This window comes from Paenibacillus sp. NPDC056722, from assembly GCF_042790635.1.
GTDB lineage: Bacteria > Bacillota > Bacilli > Paenibacillales > Paenibacillaceae > Paenibacillus_AQ > Paenibacillus_AQ agri.
The window spans coordinates 310,770-331,107 of sequence record NZ_JBHTYV010000006.1; the positions used below are offsets into that span (position 1 = coordinate 310,770).

The following is a 20,338-nucleotide window of genomic DNA, read 5'->3' on the forward strand; positions in this document are numbered from 1 at the left end:
AGGCCTCCTAATAAATCGCATCAACTTATTAAACGTGTTTAATAACTGGGGAGAATCATACCAGAATCAAATTATTATTACAACACCAATATTAATAGAATAGTTGAGAAAACGCATGAACTTTGCTACACTTTCTTGGGTATTTTAAATCTATTTAATAAGTCAACTGATGAGGTGGGGTTATCATTGAATGAGTTACTTACAAATGCTAAGGATATGAAAAAGGCCATTCTTCAACGTATCCGTACTCATCTTCTGCATATTGAAAATGCGACTAAAGCTGAAATTAGTGAATCGTTAGGACTTAGTTTTCCAACTGTCAGTAAATTTTTAAAGCTGATGGAGGAAGATGGCGAGGTTTTTCCAGCTGGAGTGGATCGCTCAAGCGGTGGAAGAAGGGCTATGAGATATCAGTATAATCCGGATTATAAGCTGGGACTAGCTATTTTTCTGGAGAAAAATGCGACAAACTACGCAGTATATAATTGCCTCGGGCAATTGAAAGAACAAGGTACAATGGCAAGTCTCTTATCTGCAGATGTTACAAACGCCGCTAAAACTATTGAGAATTTAATTAAGAAGCATCCTAAGCTTGGTTCAATTGCTGTTGGTGTGCCTGGCTCTGTAAAAAACGGAGAAATCATTTATATACCTAATTACGAACAGTTTCGTACAGTTGATTTGAAGCATGATTTTGAACAGCAATTTGCTATTCCAGTTATTGTGGAGAATGATATGAATGCAGCAGTTCTTGGGTATACTCGTAAGAATAACCTATCGAACAAAGTAACAATAGTGTACTTGTATCTTGGTCAAAATGGTCCAGGAGCAGGTATTGTAGTGAACGGTGAGGTTATCCGGGGGAGTTCCTTTTTTTCTGGTGAAATTCAGTTCACCCCCCTATATGATCATTTGAATTTCGGAGAAGCTTTGGAGAAAAGGGACAGCGGAACAAGTGATCATGCCACCGCTGATAAGCAAAAAACTGTAGATGCCATTAGCCGAATGGTAGCGACGTTTGCAGTGATGCTCAATCCGAATGCCATTATTTTTAATGCAGATGAAATAGATCGTTCTATGCTTCTACAAATTCGCACTAAGAGTGCCGAATACGTTCCGGAAGAGCATCTGCCTGAATTGATTGTAAGTGACTGGATACAGGATTATTTATACGGCTTACAGAGTCTCGGTCTAAATCTCATTGTGTCGGAAACAACCATTCCTGACAATAACGAAGGAGCCCAATATGAGAATTGACCACATTGCAATTTATGTTTTATCGCCGAATCTAATGAGCAGTTAAGCCTCGGATTATTTTTCCGAGGTTTTTTATATTTCATTATTGACAAAATGGTGGAGATCGAACATTATGTATTTACTTTATAAAGAACATTAACTAAGGAGTTGTAAAGATGTTAGAAGAAGAGAGAATTTTTCGAGGTCTATTATTTAGTCCGGGTCACCCTGAACTTAAAAAGATCAAACGGCGCGCCCACAACCTTAGCCAACAATATAGCAGTACTTTTGAGGAGCAGACTGAAGAACGTGAAGACATCCTTCAGCAATTGCTTGCTAATAAGGGAGAGCATTGCTTTATGCAAGGTCCGATTTTTTTTCATTATGGAGCCCATACCGAGATCGGCGATCATTTCTTCGCCAATTATAACCTTACTGTGCAGGATGATGCCAAGGTTACCATCGGGAATCACACAATGTTTGGTCCTAATGTAACCATTGTTACCCCGAGTCACCCTTTTATTGCCGCAGAGCGTCAACAGATGATTGATCAACATGGAGATATCAAATCCTTATGCTACGCAAAGCCCGTAACGATCGGCAACAATGTATGGCTCTCTGCTAATGTAACGGTTTGTGGAGGTGTAACGATCGGTGACGGCTGCGTGATTGGTGCAGGGAGCGTTGTAACACGTGATATTCCAGAAAACTCGTTTGCTGCAGGTGTTCCGTGTAAGGTCATTCGTTCAATTACCGATGCAGATAGCATGCGCTATAAGCCGGAAATATTGGGGGATTGTCATATTCTTGAATAGAAGCTGTAATCGTTCCAGGAATGGCTTTTGCTGAAGGTTCGGCAAACGACTGGATCCCGCTAATTATGGTGGACGGGTATAATGTTACACCAGCCCTAGGCTCTATAGCTTACAGTCTATTTGTAGCAGCTATGACGATATTCCGTATAACTACTCATTGTAATATTTGGCCAAAGCTATCACTTTGCCATTGTTGGAGTTGTGTTTTGGGGAATAGGCGCGGCATGTGGATTTCCGGTAGGCATGTCTGCAGCTGGAGACGCTCCACGTGGTGTAGCTGCAAGAGTGAGTGTAGTATCGACACTCGGTTATCTCGCCTCACTCGCCGGGCCACCTTTAATAGGACTCATAGGGGAGTCTGTTGGTTTGCTTCGTGCTCTAATGATTATACTCATCGCGGTAACCGTTACTGGTTTACTGTCTCAGGCAACTATTTTTCCAAGTATTTATTCTACGTAGTATTAATGACCAACATCAGACCTTCCTCTGAATTCACTCGGGGTTAGACCTACGAACTTTTTGAATTGCCGCATAAAGTGTACATCGTTCTCATAACCGCAAATGCCGGAAATATGGCTAATTGTATACGATGTGTTCTTCAGTAAATAGGAGGCATGTCCTAGCCTGTTAAGAATGATGTCATTAATTACCGATATGCCGAAGATTTGCTTGTACATATGCTGAAAATAAGACCGGCTCATATTCATCTTATCTGCCAAAAATTCGACGGTATACCAAACAGAAGGAGAACTGAACACTTCATTTCTCAAATTCAGGAACGAATCATAGTATTTACTAATTTGATTGTGAGGCTCCACATGATTCCGAATATCGCTAAGCTTCATGAACAGAGAGCGAATGGTATAATCGATGATTTCATTGCGGAAGGTTCCGTTCTGCAGATTCTCCCAATGAATCTCATTCACTTTTCTGGAAATATAAAAGGGGTCGTGTGCTTTGATTAAGGTATCCAGAGGGAGGTTCAGCCGAGCGAAAAAGGACTCCGCTTCCTCCATTTCAAAATGGAACCAGTCATGGACCAGAGGTTGTTCGGCATCACGGTAGAAATACGGGCTGTTTTTGTTGAAAATAATAAAGGTATTGGGTTCAGCAAACATAACCTGTGATTGAATCCTCAGTTCCATTCTGCTCCGGAAGAAGACAAAGACGTAATCCCCTGATCCGACCGGGCGGTCGACGGTAAAGCCCTCTGGATGGATTACATTATATCCGCACCTCTTTAAAAGCATCAATGGATTTCGCCCCTTAATAAGATAATAGATCAGTCTTTAGATAGGATAAATCATTTTCTTTCTTTGAACAAGATAGTAATCTGTGAAAGGCATACAGATAATACTTCAGTGATAAGAGAGAGGATAGATGCTAAAGTGACCGCAGCAGCTACGAAATTTTATATGAAAAACTACCCGCGACCCCAATTTGTACGGAGCCTATGGCTGGATCTGAACGGGGAGTGGGATTTTAGCTTCGATGATAACAAAGCCGGCGTTGCAGAACGTTGGATGGACCATTTTCCGGACTCACAAAAAATAAACGTTCCGTTTACCTATGAAACAGGGGCGAGCGGGATCGGCGAGGAGAAATTCCATCCGCAGATCTGGTACCGCAGACAACTGACGCTATCTCCTGAGGCGGAAGGGAAACGGACGATATTGCATTTTGAAGGTGTGGATTATAAAGCTACCTGCTGGGTTAACGGCAGTTTTGCGGGGGAACATGAAGGGGCCTACGCCCGGTTTTCCTTTGATATTACCGATCTGCTGGGGCAAGGCGGTGAAAATGAGATTGTGCTGAAGGTTGAAGACAGTGACAGCTGTCTGCAACCCCGGGGCAAGCAGCGCTGGGCCGGCCGGAATCATGACTCATTCTATGTGCAAACGACAGGCATTTGGAAAAGCGTCTGGCTCGAACATGTTCATGAAACCCGCCTGGATATGGTGAAAATGACGCCGGACATTGATCGTCAAATGATCCGGTTTGATTTTCGCATGCAGGGTACGAAAGACAAAAAGGATCTCCGGCTGGAGACGGAAATTACATTTAAGGGGGAAACGGTAAGAAAGCTGAGCCTTTCGGTGGACAGAGACTGGCTAACAGTGGAAACCAGCATGATGAACGGCATTAACGGGCCTTGGCTGCAAAACCTGTGGTCACCGGGCAATCCGAATCTGTTTGACGTGGAGTTTGTGCTTTACGAAGGAGAACGGGAGATCGACCGGGTGGGCTCTTATTTCGGTATGCGCAAAATCTCGATCAAGGGCGGCCAAATCCTGCTGAACAATATTCCCCTTTACCAAAGATTGATTCTGGATCAGGGCTACTGGACCGAAAGTCATCTGACGCCTCCGTCCGAAGAGGCGCTGATTGAAGATATCGAGGCGATCGCCGAGATGGGCTACAATGGTCTGCGTAAGCATATGAAAATTGAAGACGCCCGGTTCCTATACTGGTGCGATGTCAAAGGTATGCTGGTTTGGTCCGAAATGGCAGCCGCTTATGAATATAACGATGAGGCCGTGGAGCGTTTTACTAAGGAATGGTTAGAGGTCGTGCAGCAGCAGTACAATCATCCTTGCATTATCACTTGGGTGCCATTTAACGAATCGTGGGGCATTCAGAATATTATTCATGATGTCCGGCAGCAAAAATTTACGGAAGGCATTTATCATCTAACCAAATCTATCGATCCTTATCGTCCGGTCATCACCAATGACGGATGGGAGCACACCGTTTCTGATATTTTGACCCTTCATGATTACGTGGAGCGGGGTGAAGATTTGTACGAAACTTACAAGGATAAAGACTCTATCACCGGTAATAGCGGTACGTACAACGAGTGGAAGTTTGCGTTCGCCCAAGGCTACAGTTATAAAGGCCAGCCGATTATCATCAGCGAGTTTGGAGGAATTGCTTTCAAGAGCGAACAGGGCTGGGGTTACGGCAATCAAGTGGATAACGAGGAAGCTTTCCTGGAGCGGTTTGGCAGCATAACCGGAGCGATTAAAGCCATTCCGTTTATTTCCGGCTACTGTTATACTCAGATTACGGACGTGCAGGATGAAGTAAACGGCCTGCTGACCGAAGACCGTAAACCGAAAGTAGCGCTAGAAAAGATCCGGGAGATTAATTTGAGGTAGTGTATGGAAGTTGGACAAATAATATTACTCAAGAAATAGATGTTAGATAAATAAAAATCAGTAGAGCAGTCGCCCTTAGGGCGATTGCTCTATTTACGCACAGGGCAATCGGAATACATTCTCCGTATCTCATGATTGAACTCTCGGATATTATCGTTTTCTTGCTTTGATCACAAAAGTTACCGGGAGCATTTTTGCTTTTTTGGCAAAATCACTGTTCTCGTCATGTGATTGCAAAAGATCTTCATCAGATTCCTCGACCATTTCCTCTATAACAAATCCCGCTTTTGAGAGCGCGTTCACATAGGTTGATAGTTTGCGGTCCGATAAGGTTATTTCACCCTCACCAAGAGCTACCGAATACCAAGATTCATCGAAATAGCATTTTTTAAAAGCAAGCATATCATTTTCTGCAGCAACACATTTATGTATAGGGTGAGACCAGCTGAAAATAAACACACCGTCTTTTTTTAGATAAGAAGCAATCCGGCTAAAAGTACCCTCAAGGTCGGTGGTCCAGCCTATAGCATAAACAGAATAAACAAAGTCAAAATAATCCACGGGTATGCCACATTCTTCTTCCATGGGAGAACAGATAAATTTTGCTGAAAGACCGGATGCCGCTAAATGTTGCGCTGCTTTTTCGATTTGTCGTTCTGAGATATCTGTACCCCATAATTCAGAGGCTCCGCGTTCCCCCAGATATTGCAAGGAATGACCGCTTCCACAGCCAATCTCCAGCATTGTTTTCCCTGAAACATCGCCAAAAAGCTGGAGTTTCTCTTCTGAGACAAATGCTCCATAGAAAGGGAGTGCGGTTGCTCCTATGACGTCATTTCCTTGTGTGTCCCAAAAGATGCTATTTGTTTTATGAATAGAATTCTTATCCATCTCAACCGTGACGGCGCTACCAACCTCGCCAGCACCTATAATGTTTGTTCGATATGCAGAGTTCTTTGCCATGCCCGATATCCTCCCAAATATTAATAATTATGAGACAAAACATATATTCCGACTTGCGCGTGACCTCAACAACACATTTCGAACACGAACACCCGTGCTATTGTTCCCAAAATAATGTACCATTTACCGATGAACAAGTCCACCTAAAATTATCCATTCAACGTCTATTTGGTCTTTCACGTAGGCAGCTAGAACTGACAATCTTTTTTGCATCCACAAGACCTAATACGTTAATAAATTCACTGAATGCACATGTTTTAGCGATATCTTTATGGTAAATGAACAAGCCGTGACTGGTGTCAGCTATACGCAAGGGAATGCACTAGAGACTGCTCAACCTAAGTTAACACCCGTGTATCTGTGCGATTTTCTTACTGGATTCCTTGGTACATTCGGTGCTATGGTGGCATTAGCGCGTCGAGCTAAAGAAGGGGGCTCCTACCGGGTACAGGTGTCATTGTGTCAATCAGCTATGCTCATTCAGAGACAAGGATTATTGGAACAATTTAAACCTGCTCCAGGACACTTGTCGCAAGCGGAGTTTGAATCGTATGCTGTATATGACAATAATACCTCCTACGGGGATTTGAAAAGCTTAGGACCCGTGATTCGAATGAGCGAAACCCCGCCTGAGTGGTCTAGAACTACACCGGCGCTTGGTAGCGATAAAGCGGAATGGTTGCTGCGGTAAAGAAAAATTTCTTCATATTCATTTAACAGGGGGCGTTCATCGGTGTTTGAAACTGAATTAACACGTACGCTTAACATTCGGTATCCAATATTCCAAGCGCCGATGGCAGGGGGTCCCACAACTCCTGACTTGGTAGCAGCTGTTTCAAATGCCGGAGGCTTGGGCAATCTAGGAGCGGGATACTTAACACCGGAGCAGCTCCGAAGTACCATCCACAAGATCAGAGAGCTCACAGATAAGCCTTTTGGAGTCAATTTGTTTGTACCTGAGCAACCGGAAGAAAGTGAAGAAGCAGTCGTTCAAATGATGGATCATCTTAGTAAATACCATATCAGATATGGAATCGCTCAAAATCCACCGTCATTTGAATCTCAGGAACACTTTGAGGAGCAAGTGCAAGTATTGCGTGAAGAGAAGGTTCCGGTGTTTAGTTTTACTTTTGGCATACCAGCACAAGACGTCATTCAAGCTATGAAGCAGCAAGGTACTGTCGTAATAGGGACTGCAACAACTGTTGAAGAAGCCAGACAATTAGACATGGCTGGAGTAAACGCAATTGTGGCACAGGGGTATGAGGCAGGAGGTCACCGAGGCACATTTTTAAAAAATGTTTCCGGGTCTCTGATCGGCACCATGGCTCTTGTTCCACAGATTGTTGATCACGTGTCGATTCCGGTCATCGCATCAGGTGGCATCATGGATGGAAGGGGACTCCTTGCAAGTCTCGCATTAGGGGCTGGTGCTGTACAGATGGGTACTGCCTTTCTGGCGTCTCCGGAGAGTGGTGCCCATGAAGCGTACAAACAGAAGCTCCTCTCATCCAATGAGGACTCCACTGAAATAACATGTGCATACTCGGGAAAAGCAGCAAGAGGTATTCGCACAAAATTCATGAGTGACATGGGGCAGTATTCCAGATCAATCCCTGCCTATCCCTTACAAAACGCATTAACGCGGGAGATTCGCCAGGCAGCTGCAAAAGCAAACGACCCTGAGTATATGTCTCTGTGGGCAGGGCAAGGTCTTAGGTTAGTAAGCGAACAATCTGCAGAGACAATCGTTAAGCAAACCATCGAGCAAGCAATTAGCATACACAAGAGTTTCTAATAAAGAAGGAGAGAACCGATATGCCTTTACTTCGTTTTGATCTAATTGAAGGGCGCGATAAAGTAACTCTGAAAAAGCTTTTAGATGTTGTTCATACTGCGGTCGTAGAGGTATTCGATGTTCCCGAGCGGGATCGTTATCAAATTGTTCACGAACACCCCGCAGAGCATATGATTATTGAAGATACGGGGTTAGGATTTAACCGTACCAATAATGTAGTTGTTCTATCCGTTGTCAGCAAGGCCCGGCCAAATGAGAAAAAACAACAATTCTATTCCTTACTATCCAAACGCTTAGAAGTGGAGTGTGGGATCGCTCCAAGCGATTTGATGGTAAATATCGTCGAAAATACAGGTGCTGATTGGAGTTTTGGTCTAGGCGAGGCACAATTTTTAACCGGTAAGCTATGAGGTGAAAGTAAACTATCTCTCTGATTATTAAAAAAAGGACTGCACCAGCTGGTGGCAGCCCTTTTTGGCCTTAATAAACAAGCTCTTCATGGTCCTAATTCAGACAAATGTTAATCCTGAAGAGATTTTTCTAATGATTTTTTCATGAATTCAACAAAACGTTGACGTGTGTCTTCAGATAACTCTAATAAGGAAAGATACGGATTTAAATCTTCCAATTCGACTAATAAAAGCTCCCCTTGTTTGGTGCGGCAGGCATCAACACGTTGAATTCCCCAGTCAATATTATTCCACTCAATGAAACGTTTAGCAAAAGCTAAATCTTCTTCCGTTGCTACGTAGTTTTTTAGTTCCCATCTCTTATCTTTATCGGGTGCATATAGGGCGTATTGAAATTCTTTGTCGATATAATAAAATGAGACTTCATATTCAAAATTGATAAATGGTTGGATCAAAGTATTTTTTGATTTTGCATCAACTTTTTTATTTAGATCATCTTTTGTAACAAATTCCATACCGATCGAGTCTGCTCCATCTTTTGGCTTTACAATATACATGTCTACATCGGGAAGTTTATGAAGAGAATCAAGGGTATCAATTGTTGGAATAATAGGAAAATGGGCATTTGTTAGTTCAATCAAATACTCTTTTCCGTTCACATCAGCTTTCCCATTAAAGGCATTATATGTCTTTAGACGCTTAGAAACAATCCGCTTACGAAATGCTTCGTATTTGTCCTTGAAATTTGAGACAGGACCTGCATTTCGGAAAACAATTAAATCAGCTATATCTTCAAACGCTTCGATATCTTCAGGATGACAGATGACCAAATTAAAGGCTTCTCTAAGCTTAGAGGTAAGAAATAAATCCTCTTCATAATAGTTTCTGCCTTTTGCTTCATAATATAAGTCTGTTACAAATAGAAGGGTCTTCATTACAACATAACCTGCTTTCTATAGATAAATTTGATTATTTCAAAGCTTTTATATACCACGCGTTCATAGCAGAATGCTCTGAGCCTGACAGAGGTTCTGGTAAAAGTGTAAATCCAAATTTCTCATATAATTTGCATGCAGCTTCTAATTCATGCTGTGTTTCTAAATAACACTTTGTGTAATGTTCGGAGGCAAATAGCAAAGCAGTTTCCAGGAGTTTTTTTGCTAGTCCTAAACCTTGAGCTTTGGGGGTTAAGTAAAGCTTTTGCAATTCGCACACTTGTTCATGCTCGTTGAACGGTGCTATTCCAATACCACCAACAACTTCGTTTTCCATTTCTACTACCCAGTAGTTTGCATGTTTAATATGGTTATAATAGTGATGAAGATCATTAAGTTGAGGGTCAAAGTAAGCTGTTCCAGGAATCGCTAAGCCAAGCGATTTTAAGGAGTCTTGTATTATTTTTTTGATTTTTGCATTGTCTGCATTCTTTATGTCTCGAATCTTCATATATTATCTCCTTCAATTAGATGTTAATACAATATGCGTAACTAGATTACAAAAGTTGACTCAGTCCACATTTAAAAGATATAGTTATAGTAATGCTAAATGTGGACTGAGTCAACTAAAGGAGAACATAATGGATAAAAAAATAGTTTATGAAATCAGAGAATTTAATCGATTTTATACAAAGGTACTCGGTTTATTTAATAATCATATTTTAGATACAAATTATTCATTAACGGAAGCACGAATATTATTAGAAATAAGTGAACGGACGGAGTGTATTGCCAATAATCTCGTGCAAGAGCTTAGTATTGATCGAAGCTATATGAGTAGAATTTTACGTAAATTAGAGAAGGAAGGATTAATAGAGAAAAAAAGCTCACAAAGAGACAGTAGAAAAAACTTTCTCATGTTAACACAAAAAGGAGAGGAAATACTGGGTAAAATTCATATTCAGTCAGATGAACAAATAAATGAATTGTTTAATGGACTAAGTGATAGCGAGGTTAATGAAATTCTTAATTCGATGATGAAGATAAAAGAAAAATTAGACAATAATCAACGAATTACGAAAGGTAGTGAATGGTGATCTGTGCGAGGGGAGAGCGAAAAGAACTTGAATTTTTCTGTTTAGCATTTATAATGATAATTACTTTATAAAGTATCTTTATTATGTTGGAGTATTTTAAAAATTGCAGTAATGAGGAGCGAATGGAATGAGAATAGATCACATCGCCATGTATGTGAATGATTTGGAGTCTTGTAAACAATTTTTCATCAAATTCTTTAACGCCAAATCAAATGAGCTATACTACAACTCCAAAACAGGATTGAAAACGTATTTTCTTACATTCGATCATGGAACGAGACTAGAGATAATGAGTAAACCGAACATGGCTGATGAGACCAAGGAGTTGCTCCGTACTGGATTCACCCATTTGGCGTTTAGTGTAGGAAGCAAAGAAAAAGTGGATATTTTGACAAAACAGCTAAATGAGGCTGGTTATTCTATCTTAAGTGGACCACGCACAACGGGTGATGGTTATTACGAAAGTTGTATTTTGGGACCTGAAAATAATCAAATTGAAATTACTGAATAAATTCGTGAGATCACAGATCACAACAAAGTTATTGTATTAGGAGAGGATTTATCTATGGCAACCTGGTTTTTAATTGTGATCTACCTTGCTTTTGTTAGTCTCGGTCTTCCTGATTCTCTGCTTGGCTCAGCATGGCCCGTCATATGGCCGGAAATCGGTTCTTCTCTGGGCTCGGCAGGACTAATATCCATGATTATTGCTGGAGGAACAATCGTTTCCAGTTTGGCAAGCGGAAGAATGATTCAACGTCTAGGCACTGGAAAAATTACTTTATTCAGTTGCCTCCTTACCGCAGTCTCATTACTTGGATTTTCTATGGCTCCATCAATGTTTTGGTTTATCTTTTTGGCCATTCCACTTGGTCTTGGGGCGGGGGCGGTAGATGCAGCTTTAAATCACTATGTTGCTGAGAACTACAAGGCTCACCACATGAACTGGCTACACTGCTTCTGGGGTGTAGGAGCAACCATGGGGCCGATCATCATGGCCACTTATATGGCGGGTCAGCATTCATGGAGAGGCGGTTATGCTGCAGTAGCCATTATCCAAGCCATTCTGGTCATAATTCTTTTTGTAACTTTACCTTTATGGAAGCGTGTGGCTGCAATCCGGGATTTAGAGAATTCAAAGCACACAGTTCAAGACATACATCGTGAAGAAAAGGCAGAATCCGCTCTCCCAACAAAGGTGCTTCAATTAAGGGGAGTTAAACCCTCACTGCTTGCATTTCTCATGTATTGTGGAGTAGAAACGACTGTTGGGCTATGGGGAGCAAGTTACCTCGTGGGGACAAAAAATGTTACAGCAGAAATGGCTGCCGGATGGATTTCTTTGTACTACGGAGGCATTACCATAGGAAGGTTGATCACCGGTTTTATCACTTTAAAAGTACACAATCGACTGTTAATCCGTTACGGTCAACTCGTAACCATTGCAGGGGGAATCATCTTGTTGCTCCCATTCTCCGCGTCATTTTCCATGTTGGGGTTCATTCTTATCGGACTCGGACTCGCACCAATCTATCCAGGACTTCTGCATGAAACACCTGCTCGGTTTGGGAAAGAGCATTCAGCAAAATTGATGGGCTACCAGATGGCCGTCGCTTATAGTGGTACTACGCTTCTACCCCCTTTATTCGGACTCCTTGCAGCAAAAACGAGTACGGACTTGTTCCCGCCCGTGGTACTTATCCTATTAGTTCTCATGCTACTTAGTGTAGAGACTGTAAATCGTTTGCTAAGCAAACCCGGGAAAGTTAGTGGGTAAGAACCTCTGCAGATCATTTCCTGCAATTGGCGGTTGAACAATAATTTATTACACAAAAATCCGATTGCACCCTGTAGGGCAATCGGATTTTTTTGTATTGCTAGTGTGTAGAACTGCTGGCTGTCGTTACTGTGTCTGTCCTTGTTTCCAGATCACTTTGTGATGTTTACGAAGTATTCCACCCTCAGAAGATAGTACCAGCGCTCGTGACATCAGGGGCAAATGTATGTAAAAATTGGTGATAGAAATGAAAAATTCCCTAAAATGGTGAGTATAGTAAAAAGTTTATTCAACTGACTGAACCTTTTTACCCGCGGGAGCGAATTAAGAGTTGTAACATGTTCAGGAGGGGCCCCCATGAATGATAAAGAGTTACTTCCGTGGCTTGAAAAAGCGGCATTTGGCGACGAGTCGGCTTTTCAACTTGTCTATCAGGCGACTCACCAAGACGTCTATCGCACGGTTGCTTTTCTCGTCTACAACAAACAGGACATTGAGGATATCGTTAATGAAGTTTACATCAGCATGTGGCGTTCGTTTCATAAGTACGATCCCAATCGGCCGTTCCGGTTTTGGTTGCACGGAATCACTATCCGTCTTGTCCAGGATTGGAGAAGAAAGGCTTGGCGGCGAATTCGTCTCTTTGAACGAAACCGCCAAATGACTTGTGAATATTTCGACAGGACGGATAAAGCTGTCCTGCAGTCCGAAATGCAGCATGATCTGTTCGGGCTTGTCCGCCAGCTGTCTTACAAACTACGTGTGGTCGTCATCCTGCGATATTTTCACGATTATGCTCTGGAAGAAATCGCAGACATGCTGCAGATCCCCGTTGGCACAGTGAAATCCAGGCATCATCTCGCACTGAAAGAACTACGGAAACGATTCGAAATGGCGGGAGGAGACGCGTATGTCCATTGATAAGGAATTGCGTGAAGAACTTCGCCAGGCGGCAGATTCGATGCAATGCCCACCCAATTTGTATGGACGTGTCCAACAATCCTATCAACACTATGTAAACGAAAAGAGAGGTAGAACTCCCATGAAAAAACGCATGCTGGCAGGCATTGTCGCAGTAGCAGTCCTGATTCCGTCTGCCGTATTTGCTGCTTCCTATCTGGCCGATGATATTTTCGGTTCTTCCACGACCATTGAACAGCACGGTGGTACACAGGAAGATTATCAAGAGATTGAAGGCATGCTTCAGGCAGCAAAAGAGAAGCTCACGGAAGACGAATTCAAGGAGTATATGGCGCTAACCAAGCAGTTAATGCAATTAAAGCTGCAGATCACCAATGAAAATGGGGTCAAACATGAGGAGAAGTTGACTGAAGAAGAGCAGCAGCAGTTTGAGCAGCTCGCTTCCAAGCTGACCCCGTACTTCGAGAAGATTAACGGAACCGCCAAGCCGTAATAAAATGCAGGGACCCGTCCAATGTGGAGTGGGTCCTTTTTTTCTCGTCCAGGGAGCTTAGGTTCAAATGTCAAAAAACTTTGCATTAGTAATAGAGCATATTTAATAATTACCGCCAATAAGTTGTTATGAGAAGCATTTGATCCGAATCGAATCAAACGGATCGGACTCTAGGCATGCATTGTACCTAAACTAGAGGGGGCTATCACATAGAAAAGAAAACATTGTCGTTATGTATGATTGTGAAGAATGAAGAGAAATGGATCGGTCGCTGCCTGGAAAGTGTGAGGCACGTTGTCGATGAGATGATTATCGTGGATACAGGTTCAACGGATCGGACAGTAGAAATCGCTGAATCTGTGGGGGCTACCGTCTATTCTTTCCCTTGGACAAATCACTTTGCCGACGCCCGAAATTATGGCATTGAACGAGCTTCAGGGGACTGGATTGTATGGCTCGATGCCGACGAGGAAGTGGATAGCGTAGATGCTCCTCGTCTGCGAAGCGTGCTGGAGATGGATGACCAGAATCTTGTATTTGTTGAACTGATTAATTACTATGGCGAGTCCCCGCCAGATCCAGATAAAATCTATCGCCTGGCACATCATCGCTTGTTCCGTAATGGAATTGGCATCCGCTTCAACGGTTCCATTCATGAACAGCTAAATAACCGGGAGATTCTAGGAAATCAGGAGCAAATGAAGATGCTGGATGTTAAAGTATACCACTATGGGTATTTGGATTCGGAAGTAACAGCAAAAGCAAAATCCGAACGCAACCTGACCCTACTGAAAAAAGCGTCCAGCGAACCCGCCCCTGACCCCTGGATAGAATACCATTTGGCTAGTGAGCATTACCGATTGGAGAATTTCCCGGAAGCCTTTCAGCATGTGAACCAGTCTATCCGACTCTTTCTGGAAAATAGCATACTGCCGCCCGCCATGCTGTACAAATTGAAATATTCCTCGTTAATTGCACTTGGGAGCCTGGATAACGTTGTTGCAGCTATTGATAAAGCACTGGGCATTTATCCCGACTATGTAGATCTTCACTATTTAAAAGGCATCGCCCTATTGCATCGGAACATTGTACAAGAAGCAGCAGAAGCGTTTCGCTACTGTATTACGCTCGGGGATGACAATCTGCGATACTTAACGATGAAGGGAACTGGTTCCTTTCAGGCGTATTACTATCTCGGGGAATGTTATGAGAAACTGGGGAAGATCGTTGAGGCAAGAGGGGCTTATCTGGAAGCACTAAGATTGTCTCCCAATTATCTGGAAGCACAAGTAAGATACAATAAATTGCGCGCCAATGAATAGGCACTTGAACAAGCGTCTACAAAACTACCCTAGTCGCTAGTTATCTTTAATAAAATCACCCTACAATGTATAGAAGAGCTCACTCCGGTTATTTCCCCGAAGTGAGCTCTTTGCTTAATAATTTGAAACTCTCAGCGATATGGTGGATAGGTTACCGTACTTTCCGGAGGGCATGGTGGGGTGATGGAAGAATGTAAATTGTCAAAGATGGAACCCAGCTTCTTATGCAGGATCAGTTCTTGTAAAACCACCTCGCCAAGGGTTGCACGTACGTCTTTGTTGACTTGAAGGATTTCATGTAAGGTTGCTTTTGGAGTCAGTCCCGGTAGCGTTCCCAGCGCATATTGAATTTTCTCCGCCTCCGCGTTCACGATATGACTTAAACCGATCTCCTCCAAGGCGATGGATATGAGCAGCAGATTATAAGCATCTTGACTTGTCACACTAATCGTTGGCGTTATATTCGGTACGGATGGCAATGACACAAACATCTCTCCCTAAGTTAAGTATTTTTTTCTTTCTAGGTGGTATGAATAGTATGGGTTTGCTTACCTCATTCAATCACCTCCTTGCAAAACGACGGGGTGATATATGCCTCGCAGTAATCTTCCAGCCCGTAGAACTCCCCACTCAATCCACTCCGCCCTTATCACAGCTCTCTTTCTCTTCGTAATGATCATCTATTAGACAGATAATACGGTCTATCTTATTGAGCCCCAGCCACTGCTCCATATTGATAACTTCCAGCAGCTTGGAGACAGAGGTAGTAAACCTCAGAAAATCCTTCGTTCGAATATTTCAGTTATGCCGGGCATGATGGGCAAAGGCTTGCATCTTCTCCGCTTCCGCATTGAGAATATGGGATATTGCCAGCTCCCTCATAGCGATGGAACTGAGCAGTAGAGATATCATTTCTTTCTTGGTAACGGAAATGGTGAGGGTTATATTCGGTATGGATGGTTGCGACATCTATCTATAACCACCTAAGTACTACTTATCCGATACGAAAATTCCGCTTCAACTAGAATCAATGTATGAAATAGAAAATTTGTTCTATTCCCATTGCCAGTCGGAAATTCTACAAACAAAACTTAGGCTGGTTGTACTCCTTCAGTTCCGATGGATTTAGAACAAGCTGGGGGAACCTCGGTTACAGGAATAGCATAGATGGTAAGTAGCATCTGAACGTTATTATGAGTAAGAGGATGGTGTGCAGCCGTATGTCGCAGGCGAATATTCCTAATATTACACCTCAGATTACTTTGACGAGGGATGAAGTCATTAATCTGATTTTGTCCTCTATCGCCATGCAGGAGCTTGGTCTAAGTCATATCATTAATGCAGAAGCAGAGAAAATACAATTCGCATTAGGTACGCTTCCTGGCGGGTCTACTACACCAGCCACCTTTCCGGAGATTATCCAGATTAACCAGAATGTCAGAGAGACCCTGAAGGAAGTTGTAAAGACCGAATGGGTATTACAGAATAAGATGGACTCTCTAAAAGTATTCCTAGGTCCCGAATCGGGGGTGACAGGGCCAACCGGGGCTACAGGCCCCACAGGTCCTGGGAGCGGAGCTACTGGGGCCACTGGACCGACTGGAGCAACGGGAACCACAGGCGCAACGGGACCTACGGGGGCTGGCAGTGGAGTTACAGGTGCGACAGGCGATACAGGAGTTACTGGTACGACGGGAGCTACAGGAGCCACTGGTGCCACTGGTGTAACCGGAGCAACGGGTGTGACGGGGCCTACAGGCTCCGGCGGCGGACCTACTTCGCAGAGTTACGCTAATCTGGCAATCGATACACAGTGTGTACCTCCATTAGGTCTCGTGAATCTAGTATTGCCAGCGCCTTCAGATCTGTATGGTTTAAATTTTAATGGAACGAACACGATCACTGTGGTCACATCCGGGTTATATTACATTGACTGGGTGATCACACTGTCATCGTGTCAGCCCATTCCTACGTTGTTTAGTCTGCTGATCAATGGAGCCCCTTTTAGCGGGACCGGTGGGCATGCCGCTTCAGGTATTCTTGCTTCAAGCAGGATCGGCTTACTCTTTGCCGGAGATACGATCCAGATCTCCAATCGCCCGATACGCAGCGGGGAATACAGAGCGCCTTTGCCGCCAATACAGCAGGGCATCTATCTATAGTAAGAATAGCGGACAACGGATTGGTCTAGAACACTGCCATATAACCTTGAAGATCAGCAACACTGCATTAAACCATTTCTGCGGAAATGGTTCTTTTCTATGTAATGACGCAGGAATGAATCCACGAGGTGGCGCATACGTTTAGAATAGATTCATAACGGGACATTCCCTGTCGTCCAGATGGGTTCGCAAGCGAGGTGAGGCAGATGATGACATTAACTTTGTGCATAGCAGTGGATCACAAGAACAATAGGCTTGAGCGATGCCTACAGAGTATACATTCACTAGTGGATGAAATCATCGTAGCGGATATGGGAACTTCCATGCCGGTTAACCAATTATGCCAGGATTACGGAGCTACGGTTGTGGATTGTCGCCAAAGCATGCATCCAGCGGATGCACTCAATCTAGCCTTGGAGCAAGCAACCGGAGATTGGATCTTATGGTTGAATCCGAATGAATATCTGAAGGAATCAGCGCTCCCCCGCTACCGGGACCTTCTCTATATTGCAGGTGCGGATCTAATCCTGCATCATGTGGTAGAGTTCCAGAAGACGGTAGAAGGGCGTGTGCGCGTGGTCGATTATGGTCATCCTCGATTATTTAGGCGGCAGGCTGGTTTCCATTTTTTCGGCAAAGATGAGGTCGTGTTCATAGATATTGACTGCACAACTTCAAGAGATGGACAGGGCCAAAGGATACACATGCGGTCGTTCAAGATTCATGCGGAATCGCAGGTGGAACAAACGGCAACCGTGCGCAAAATCAAGCGTGTAGAACAAGAAATGACTGCCGTTCAGTCCCATAGTCCATGGAACTTGTATGAGCTGGCCTGCGAGTATCTCCGGATTCGTGATTATAAGCAGGTGGTCAAATGGACAAACAAGATCATTCAGCTCTTCCTGGATCAAAAAACAACTCCCCCAGCAGTCATTTACAAGCTGAAGTATGCAGCAGTATTGGACCAGACTTCTTTTCCCCAGAATGAACGCAGTCTTGAGCTTGCGGCGAGAATGTATCCGGACTTCACGGATTTGCATTATTATATCGGTCTGAACTATGTGAAGCAGTCCCGATTCGAGGAAGCATTACAGGCGTTTAATTATTGCCTGGAATGCGGAAATACCCCAAGTGATTATTTTGTCCGCCAAGGATTGGGAAGCTATATGGCTCACCACTACAGCGGGATATGCCTGGAGAAGCTGGAGCGGACGGTTGAGGCTGCTTGCGCGTATATCCGTGCTATTGACAGTTACCAGAACTACGTTCCCGCGGTGGAAGCGTTGAACCGTCTCGTTATAGACTTCAATATTGATGTGGCAGACTGTATGTCAGAAGATATTGAGCTTCCACTAGAGCGACTCCAGGATCTATTGATGGCTTATGATGAGAAAAAAGGACAATCCCGCGTTCGATCGTTGTAGATCTAATCGGAACGAACCCGAGGTGAATTGATGACAATCTGTCCATTCAAAATAATAACACAGAGCCTTTTGGGGGTGCGGAGAGGGACAAGGATTCATAGCCTGTAACGTTCGCGTCATGTGGCTAATACTTCGCAAGCCCCGTTTTAACTTAAAGAGAATCATACATCCTTTTCGCTTCCCAAAAATCCCCTCATGGTAAACAGGGCAATAAGAGATAACGTAATCGTTAACTCTTCCTGTAGACCAGAGGGGATTTTTAGTGCGTGTGCATATAGTACTTTTCTATTGTCGGCATGGGAATATCGATTTGCCTTCCCGAACATCTTTCGTCAGATCATTCATAGTGACAAGATTACGTTTAGATCCAAGAACAACAATGACATAATACGAGTCTCCTAGTGAATTTTTGATCACTAACTGATAACCCGAACCCCCGAATAATGGCTTGCAAATTGCATTAACCTTCAAAGGATCATTTTCCACATACTTTTTGCGTACATAATCCATTCCGAGACTTCCTGCTGCCTGTTTGTTCTGACGCTCTGAGTTCCCGTTGATTATTGCTATTACTGCTCCGATAATAATGATCAAAAGGATTAGATAACCTAAACGGTATCTCTTCATCTGTTCTCCTTATCCTGTTTCCCAAACCTGTAAGGTGATCGATTTACATAGAGTATGCAACCATTGAAAGGATTGGCTGATTGGTTGGGAAATCAATATAGTGCTCCTGTTTTGTTCCTGTATTGTCATTTACAATGATCATACTGTCGAAACTATCATAGGCATAACCTTTACCAACCGTCCAGTGATATGTGTAAGCATAATCCCAATCCGGTTCAAAAAAGGTGAACTTCTTATCAAATTTCACAGCAACCGGACGATTAGCATTAATCTCGTTTCTGTAGGCGTTATACCCTGAGATTACGGAAGCCGAAGCCGACCTATAAAAGTCTCCGTTATGCATCTCAAGTCCAATTTTCACTCCAGCTACACTCATCCCACCGATAAACCCACCATGTTCGCTGTAAAAGTGGTTTATAGTAGCTGCTTTAGAGCCATAGTAGATTGTGGACGGCAATAAGTTGAACCCACGATATTGTCTCCAATACTCAGAGATGGCCGCCATGGTTGTCGGTCCGCACGCAGATGCAGAATGATTTACACCTGTCTCGTACTGATCGAAGGTCGTAATCGTTATCTTTTTTTCAGTTAATGCCTTGATTCCTATAGAGAAGGATGAACCATTCAAATAAGCGTCCCACAAGGAATCCGCATCCGGATTCTTGACAAGACCGGTATTGGAATTAGCAAATGTTTTTTGATCACTTTGCTGGTTTTTCTCCATGACTTCTTCAGCATTCAAAGCTGATACAGCTTCAATTCCACCAAGATAATATAACTTACCTTCCTTGTTCAGCTCTGCAATATCGAGACTGCCTTCCCCAGCGGCCAGCACTGGAGAATATGACTTATTAGCTGCTACTAGGACGTATTGGTCACTGAATATGTAATAATACGCAATTAATTCTTCGTTAACATCATATGCTGGTTCAACGGATATTAGCGCTGTGAAAGGTTCTGAAAATTGATGTTTCTCCAAGAACTGCACAGCTACCTTGTCTGCTTCTTCTCTTGAAACCTTCGTACTTCCAACAGGCTCGACGCTGCTAGCCTCTGATATAGAGGGTATAACTAATATCAAAAAAACAACCAACAGAAAAGATTTCATTAAATAAGATTTCATTCTATCACTCCCTATAAGTAAATTAAGTGCACTATCTAAACATTAATATAATACCATATAATAGTATATATTTAAAT

General features: G+C 43.1%; 22 protein-coding genes. 14 read left to right on the forward strand and 8 right to left on the reverse strand.

Translation table 11 applies throughout. The annotated features are described in order from the left end of the window. Positions 1-186: 186 nt before the first annotated feature. Together ACFRAM_RS17655 and ACFRAM_RS17660 are read left to right on the forward strand one after the other, a co-directional pair. The gene (locus ACFRAM_RS17655) at positions 187-1,257 is read left to right on the forward strand and encodes an ROK family transcriptional regulator (protein WP_379466964.1); all 1,071 of its coding nucleotides are present in this window, start codon (positions 187-189) and stop codon (positions 1,255-1,257) included. Between the two features lie 155 nt (positions 1,258-1,412). Beyond that, positions 1,413-2,051 (forward strand): sugar O-acetyltransferase, encoded by a 639-nt coding sequence (locus ACFRAM_RS17660; protein WP_379466965.1) that lies wholly within the window; start codon positions 1,413-1,415, stop codon positions 2,049-2,051. 461 nt (positions 2,052-2,512) lie between these two features. Here ACFRAM_RS17660 and ACFRAM_RS17665 read toward each other — a convergent pair whose 3' ends face one another. Continuing rightward, positions 2,513-3,301 (reverse strand): AraC family transcriptional regulator, encoded by a 789-nt coding sequence (locus ACFRAM_RS17665; protein ID WP_379466994.1) that lies wholly within the window; start codon positions 3,299-3,301, stop codon positions 2,513-2,515. Between the two features lie 165 nt (positions 3,302-3,466). Here ACFRAM_RS17665 and ACFRAM_RS17670 point away from each other — a divergent pair, with 165 nt between their 5' ends. Then, on the forward strand, positions 3,467-5,209 hold the full coding sequence (locus ACFRAM_RS17670) for a glycoside hydrolase family 2 protein (RefSeq protein ID WP_379466966.1): 1,743 nt from the start codon (positions 3,467-3,469) through the stop codon (positions 5,207-5,209). A 150-nt stretch (positions 5,210-5,359) separates the two neighbouring features. Here the strand turns inward: ACFRAM_RS17670 and ACFRAM_RS17675 are convergent, their stop codons facing one another. Beyond that, a complete protein-coding gene (locus ACFRAM_RS17675; RefSeq protein WP_379466967.1) occupies positions 5,360-6,172 on the reverse strand; it encodes a class I SAM-dependent methyltransferase in 813 nt (270 codons plus the stop codon). 271 nt (positions 6,173-6,443) lie between these two features. On the opposite strand from ACFRAM_RS17675, the gene ACFRAM_RS17680 reads away from it, so the two are divergent. Genes ACFRAM_RS17680 through ACFRAM_RS17690 form a run of 3 tightly spaced genes read left to right on the forward strand, consistent with a single transcriptional unit; the run spans position 6,444 to position 8,380 of the window. Continuing rightward, the gene (locus tag ACFRAM_RS17680) at positions 6,444-6,863 is read left to right on the forward strand and encodes a CoA transferase (protein ID WP_379466968.1); all 420 of its coding nucleotides are present in this window, start codon (positions 6,444-6,446) and stop codon (positions 6,861-6,863) included. Between the two features lie 42 nt (positions 6,864-6,905). Beyond that, on the forward strand, positions 6,906-7,970 hold the full coding sequence (locus ACFRAM_RS17685) for an NAD(P)H-dependent flavin oxidoreductase (RefSeq protein ID WP_379466969.1): 1,065 nt from the start codon (positions 6,906-6,908) through the stop codon (positions 7,968-7,970). Positions 7,971-7,990: 20 nt separating this feature from the next. After that, complete coding sequence (locus ACFRAM_RS17690; protein WP_379466970.1) at positions 7,991-8,380, forward strand: tautomerase family protein; 390 nt, start codon at positions 7,991-7,993, stop codon at positions 8,378-8,380. A gap of 110 nt (positions 8,381-8,490) precedes the next feature. On the opposite strand, the gene ACFRAM_RS17695 is transcribed toward ACFRAM_RS17690, so the two are convergent. After that, positions 8,491-9,315 (reverse strand): ATP-grasp domain-containing protein, encoded by an 825-nt coding sequence (locus ACFRAM_RS17695; RefSeq protein ID WP_379466971.1) that lies wholly within the window; start codon positions 9,313-9,315, stop codon positions 8,491-8,493. A 34-nt stretch (positions 9,316-9,349) separates the two neighbouring features. Continuing rightward, entirely contained in the window at positions 9,350-9,826 is a 477-nt protein-coding gene (locus tag ACFRAM_RS17700) for a GNAT family N-acetyltransferase (RefSeq protein WP_379466972.1), read from the reverse strand. A 130-nt stretch (positions 9,827-9,956) separates the two neighbouring features. On the opposite strand from ACFRAM_RS17700, the gene ACFRAM_RS17705 reads away from it, so the two are divergent. The 6 genes from ACFRAM_RS17705 to ACFRAM_RS17730 all read left to right on the forward strand — a co-directional run bounded on the left by ACFRAM_RS17705 (position 9,957) and on the right by ACFRAM_RS17730 (position 14,925). Further along, complete coding sequence (locus tag ACFRAM_RS17705) at positions 9,957-10,412, forward strand: MarR family winged helix-turn-helix transcriptional regulator (protein ID WP_379466973.1); 456 nt, start codon at positions 9,957-9,959, stop codon at positions 10,410-10,412. 127 nt (positions 10,413-10,539) lie between these two features. Next, entirely contained in the window at positions 10,540-10,923 is a 384-nt protein-coding gene (locus ACFRAM_RS17710) for a VOC family protein (RefSeq protein WP_379466974.1), read from the forward strand. Positions 10,924-10,977: 54 nt separating this feature from the next. Beyond that, the gene (locus tag ACFRAM_RS17715; protein ID WP_379466975.1) at positions 10,978-12,189 is read left to right on the forward strand and encodes an MFS transporter; all 1,212 of its coding nucleotides are present in this window, start codon (positions 10,978-10,980) and stop codon (positions 12,187-12,189) included. A 357-nt stretch (positions 12,190-12,546) separates the two neighbouring features. After that, entirely contained in the window at positions 12,547-13,110 is a 564-nt protein-coding gene (locus ACFRAM_RS17720; RefSeq protein ID WP_379466976.1) for a sigma-70 family RNA polymerase sigma factor, read from the forward strand. After that, the gene (locus ACFRAM_RS17725; protein WP_379466977.1) at positions 13,100-13,603 is read left to right on the forward strand and encodes a DUF3600 domain-containing protein; all 504 of its coding nucleotides are present in this window, start codon (positions 13,100-13,102) and stop codon (positions 13,601-13,603) included. Before ACFRAM_RS17720 ends, ACFRAM_RS17725 begins: the two co-directional genes overlap by 11 nt. 224 nt (positions 13,604-13,827) lie before the next feature. Continuing rightward, entirely contained in the window at positions 13,828-14,925 is a 1,098-nt protein-coding gene (locus ACFRAM_RS17730; RefSeq protein ID WP_379466978.1) for a glycosyltransferase, read from the forward strand. 131 nt (positions 14,926-15,056) lie between these two features. On the opposite strand, the gene ACFRAM_RS17735 is transcribed toward ACFRAM_RS17730, so the two are convergent. Together ACFRAM_RS17735 and ACFRAM_RS17740 are read right to left on the reverse strand one after the other, a co-directional pair. Next, on the reverse strand, positions 15,057-15,410 hold the full coding sequence (locus ACFRAM_RS17735; protein WP_379466979.1) for an alpha-helical endospore appendage domain-containing protein: 354 nt from the start codon (positions 15,408-15,410) through the stop codon (positions 15,057-15,059). A gap of 313 nt (positions 15,411-15,723) precedes the next feature. Continuing rightward, a complete protein-coding gene (locus ACFRAM_RS17740; protein ID WP_379466980.1) occupies positions 15,724-15,894 on the reverse strand; it encodes an alpha-helical endospore appendage domain-containing protein in 171 nt (56 codons plus the stop codon). A gap of 251 nt (positions 15,895-16,145) precedes the next feature. Here ACFRAM_RS17740 and ACFRAM_RS17745 point away from each other — a divergent pair, with 251 nt between their 5' ends. After that, on the forward strand, positions 16,146-17,087 hold the full coding sequence (locus ACFRAM_RS17745; protein ID WP_379466981.1) for an alpha-helical endospore appendage domain-containing protein: 942 nt from the start codon (positions 16,146-16,148) through the stop codon (positions 17,085-17,087). A gap of 206 nt (positions 17,088-17,293) precedes the next feature. Beyond that, the gene (locus ACFRAM_RS17750; RefSeq protein ID WP_379466982.1) at positions 17,294-18,511 is read left to right on the forward strand and encodes a glycosyltransferase; all 1,218 of its coding nucleotides are present in this window, start codon (positions 17,294-17,296) and stop codon (positions 18,509-18,511) included. Positions 18,512-18,796: 285 nt separating this feature from the next. Here the strand turns inward: ACFRAM_RS17750 and ACFRAM_RS17755 are convergent, their stop codons facing one another. Then, positions 18,797-19,138, reverse strand: a complete 342-nt coding sequence (locus ACFRAM_RS17755; RefSeq protein WP_379466983.1) for a hypothetical protein — start codon at positions 19,136-19,138, stop codon at positions 18,797-18,799. Between the two features lie 43 nt (positions 19,139-19,181). Next, positions 19,182-20,261, reverse strand: a complete 1,080-nt coding sequence (locus tag ACFRAM_RS17760) for a C39 family peptidase (RefSeq protein WP_379466984.1) — start codon at positions 20,259-20,261, stop codon at positions 19,182-19,184. Between the last annotated feature and the right edge of the window lie 77 nt (positions 20,262-20,338).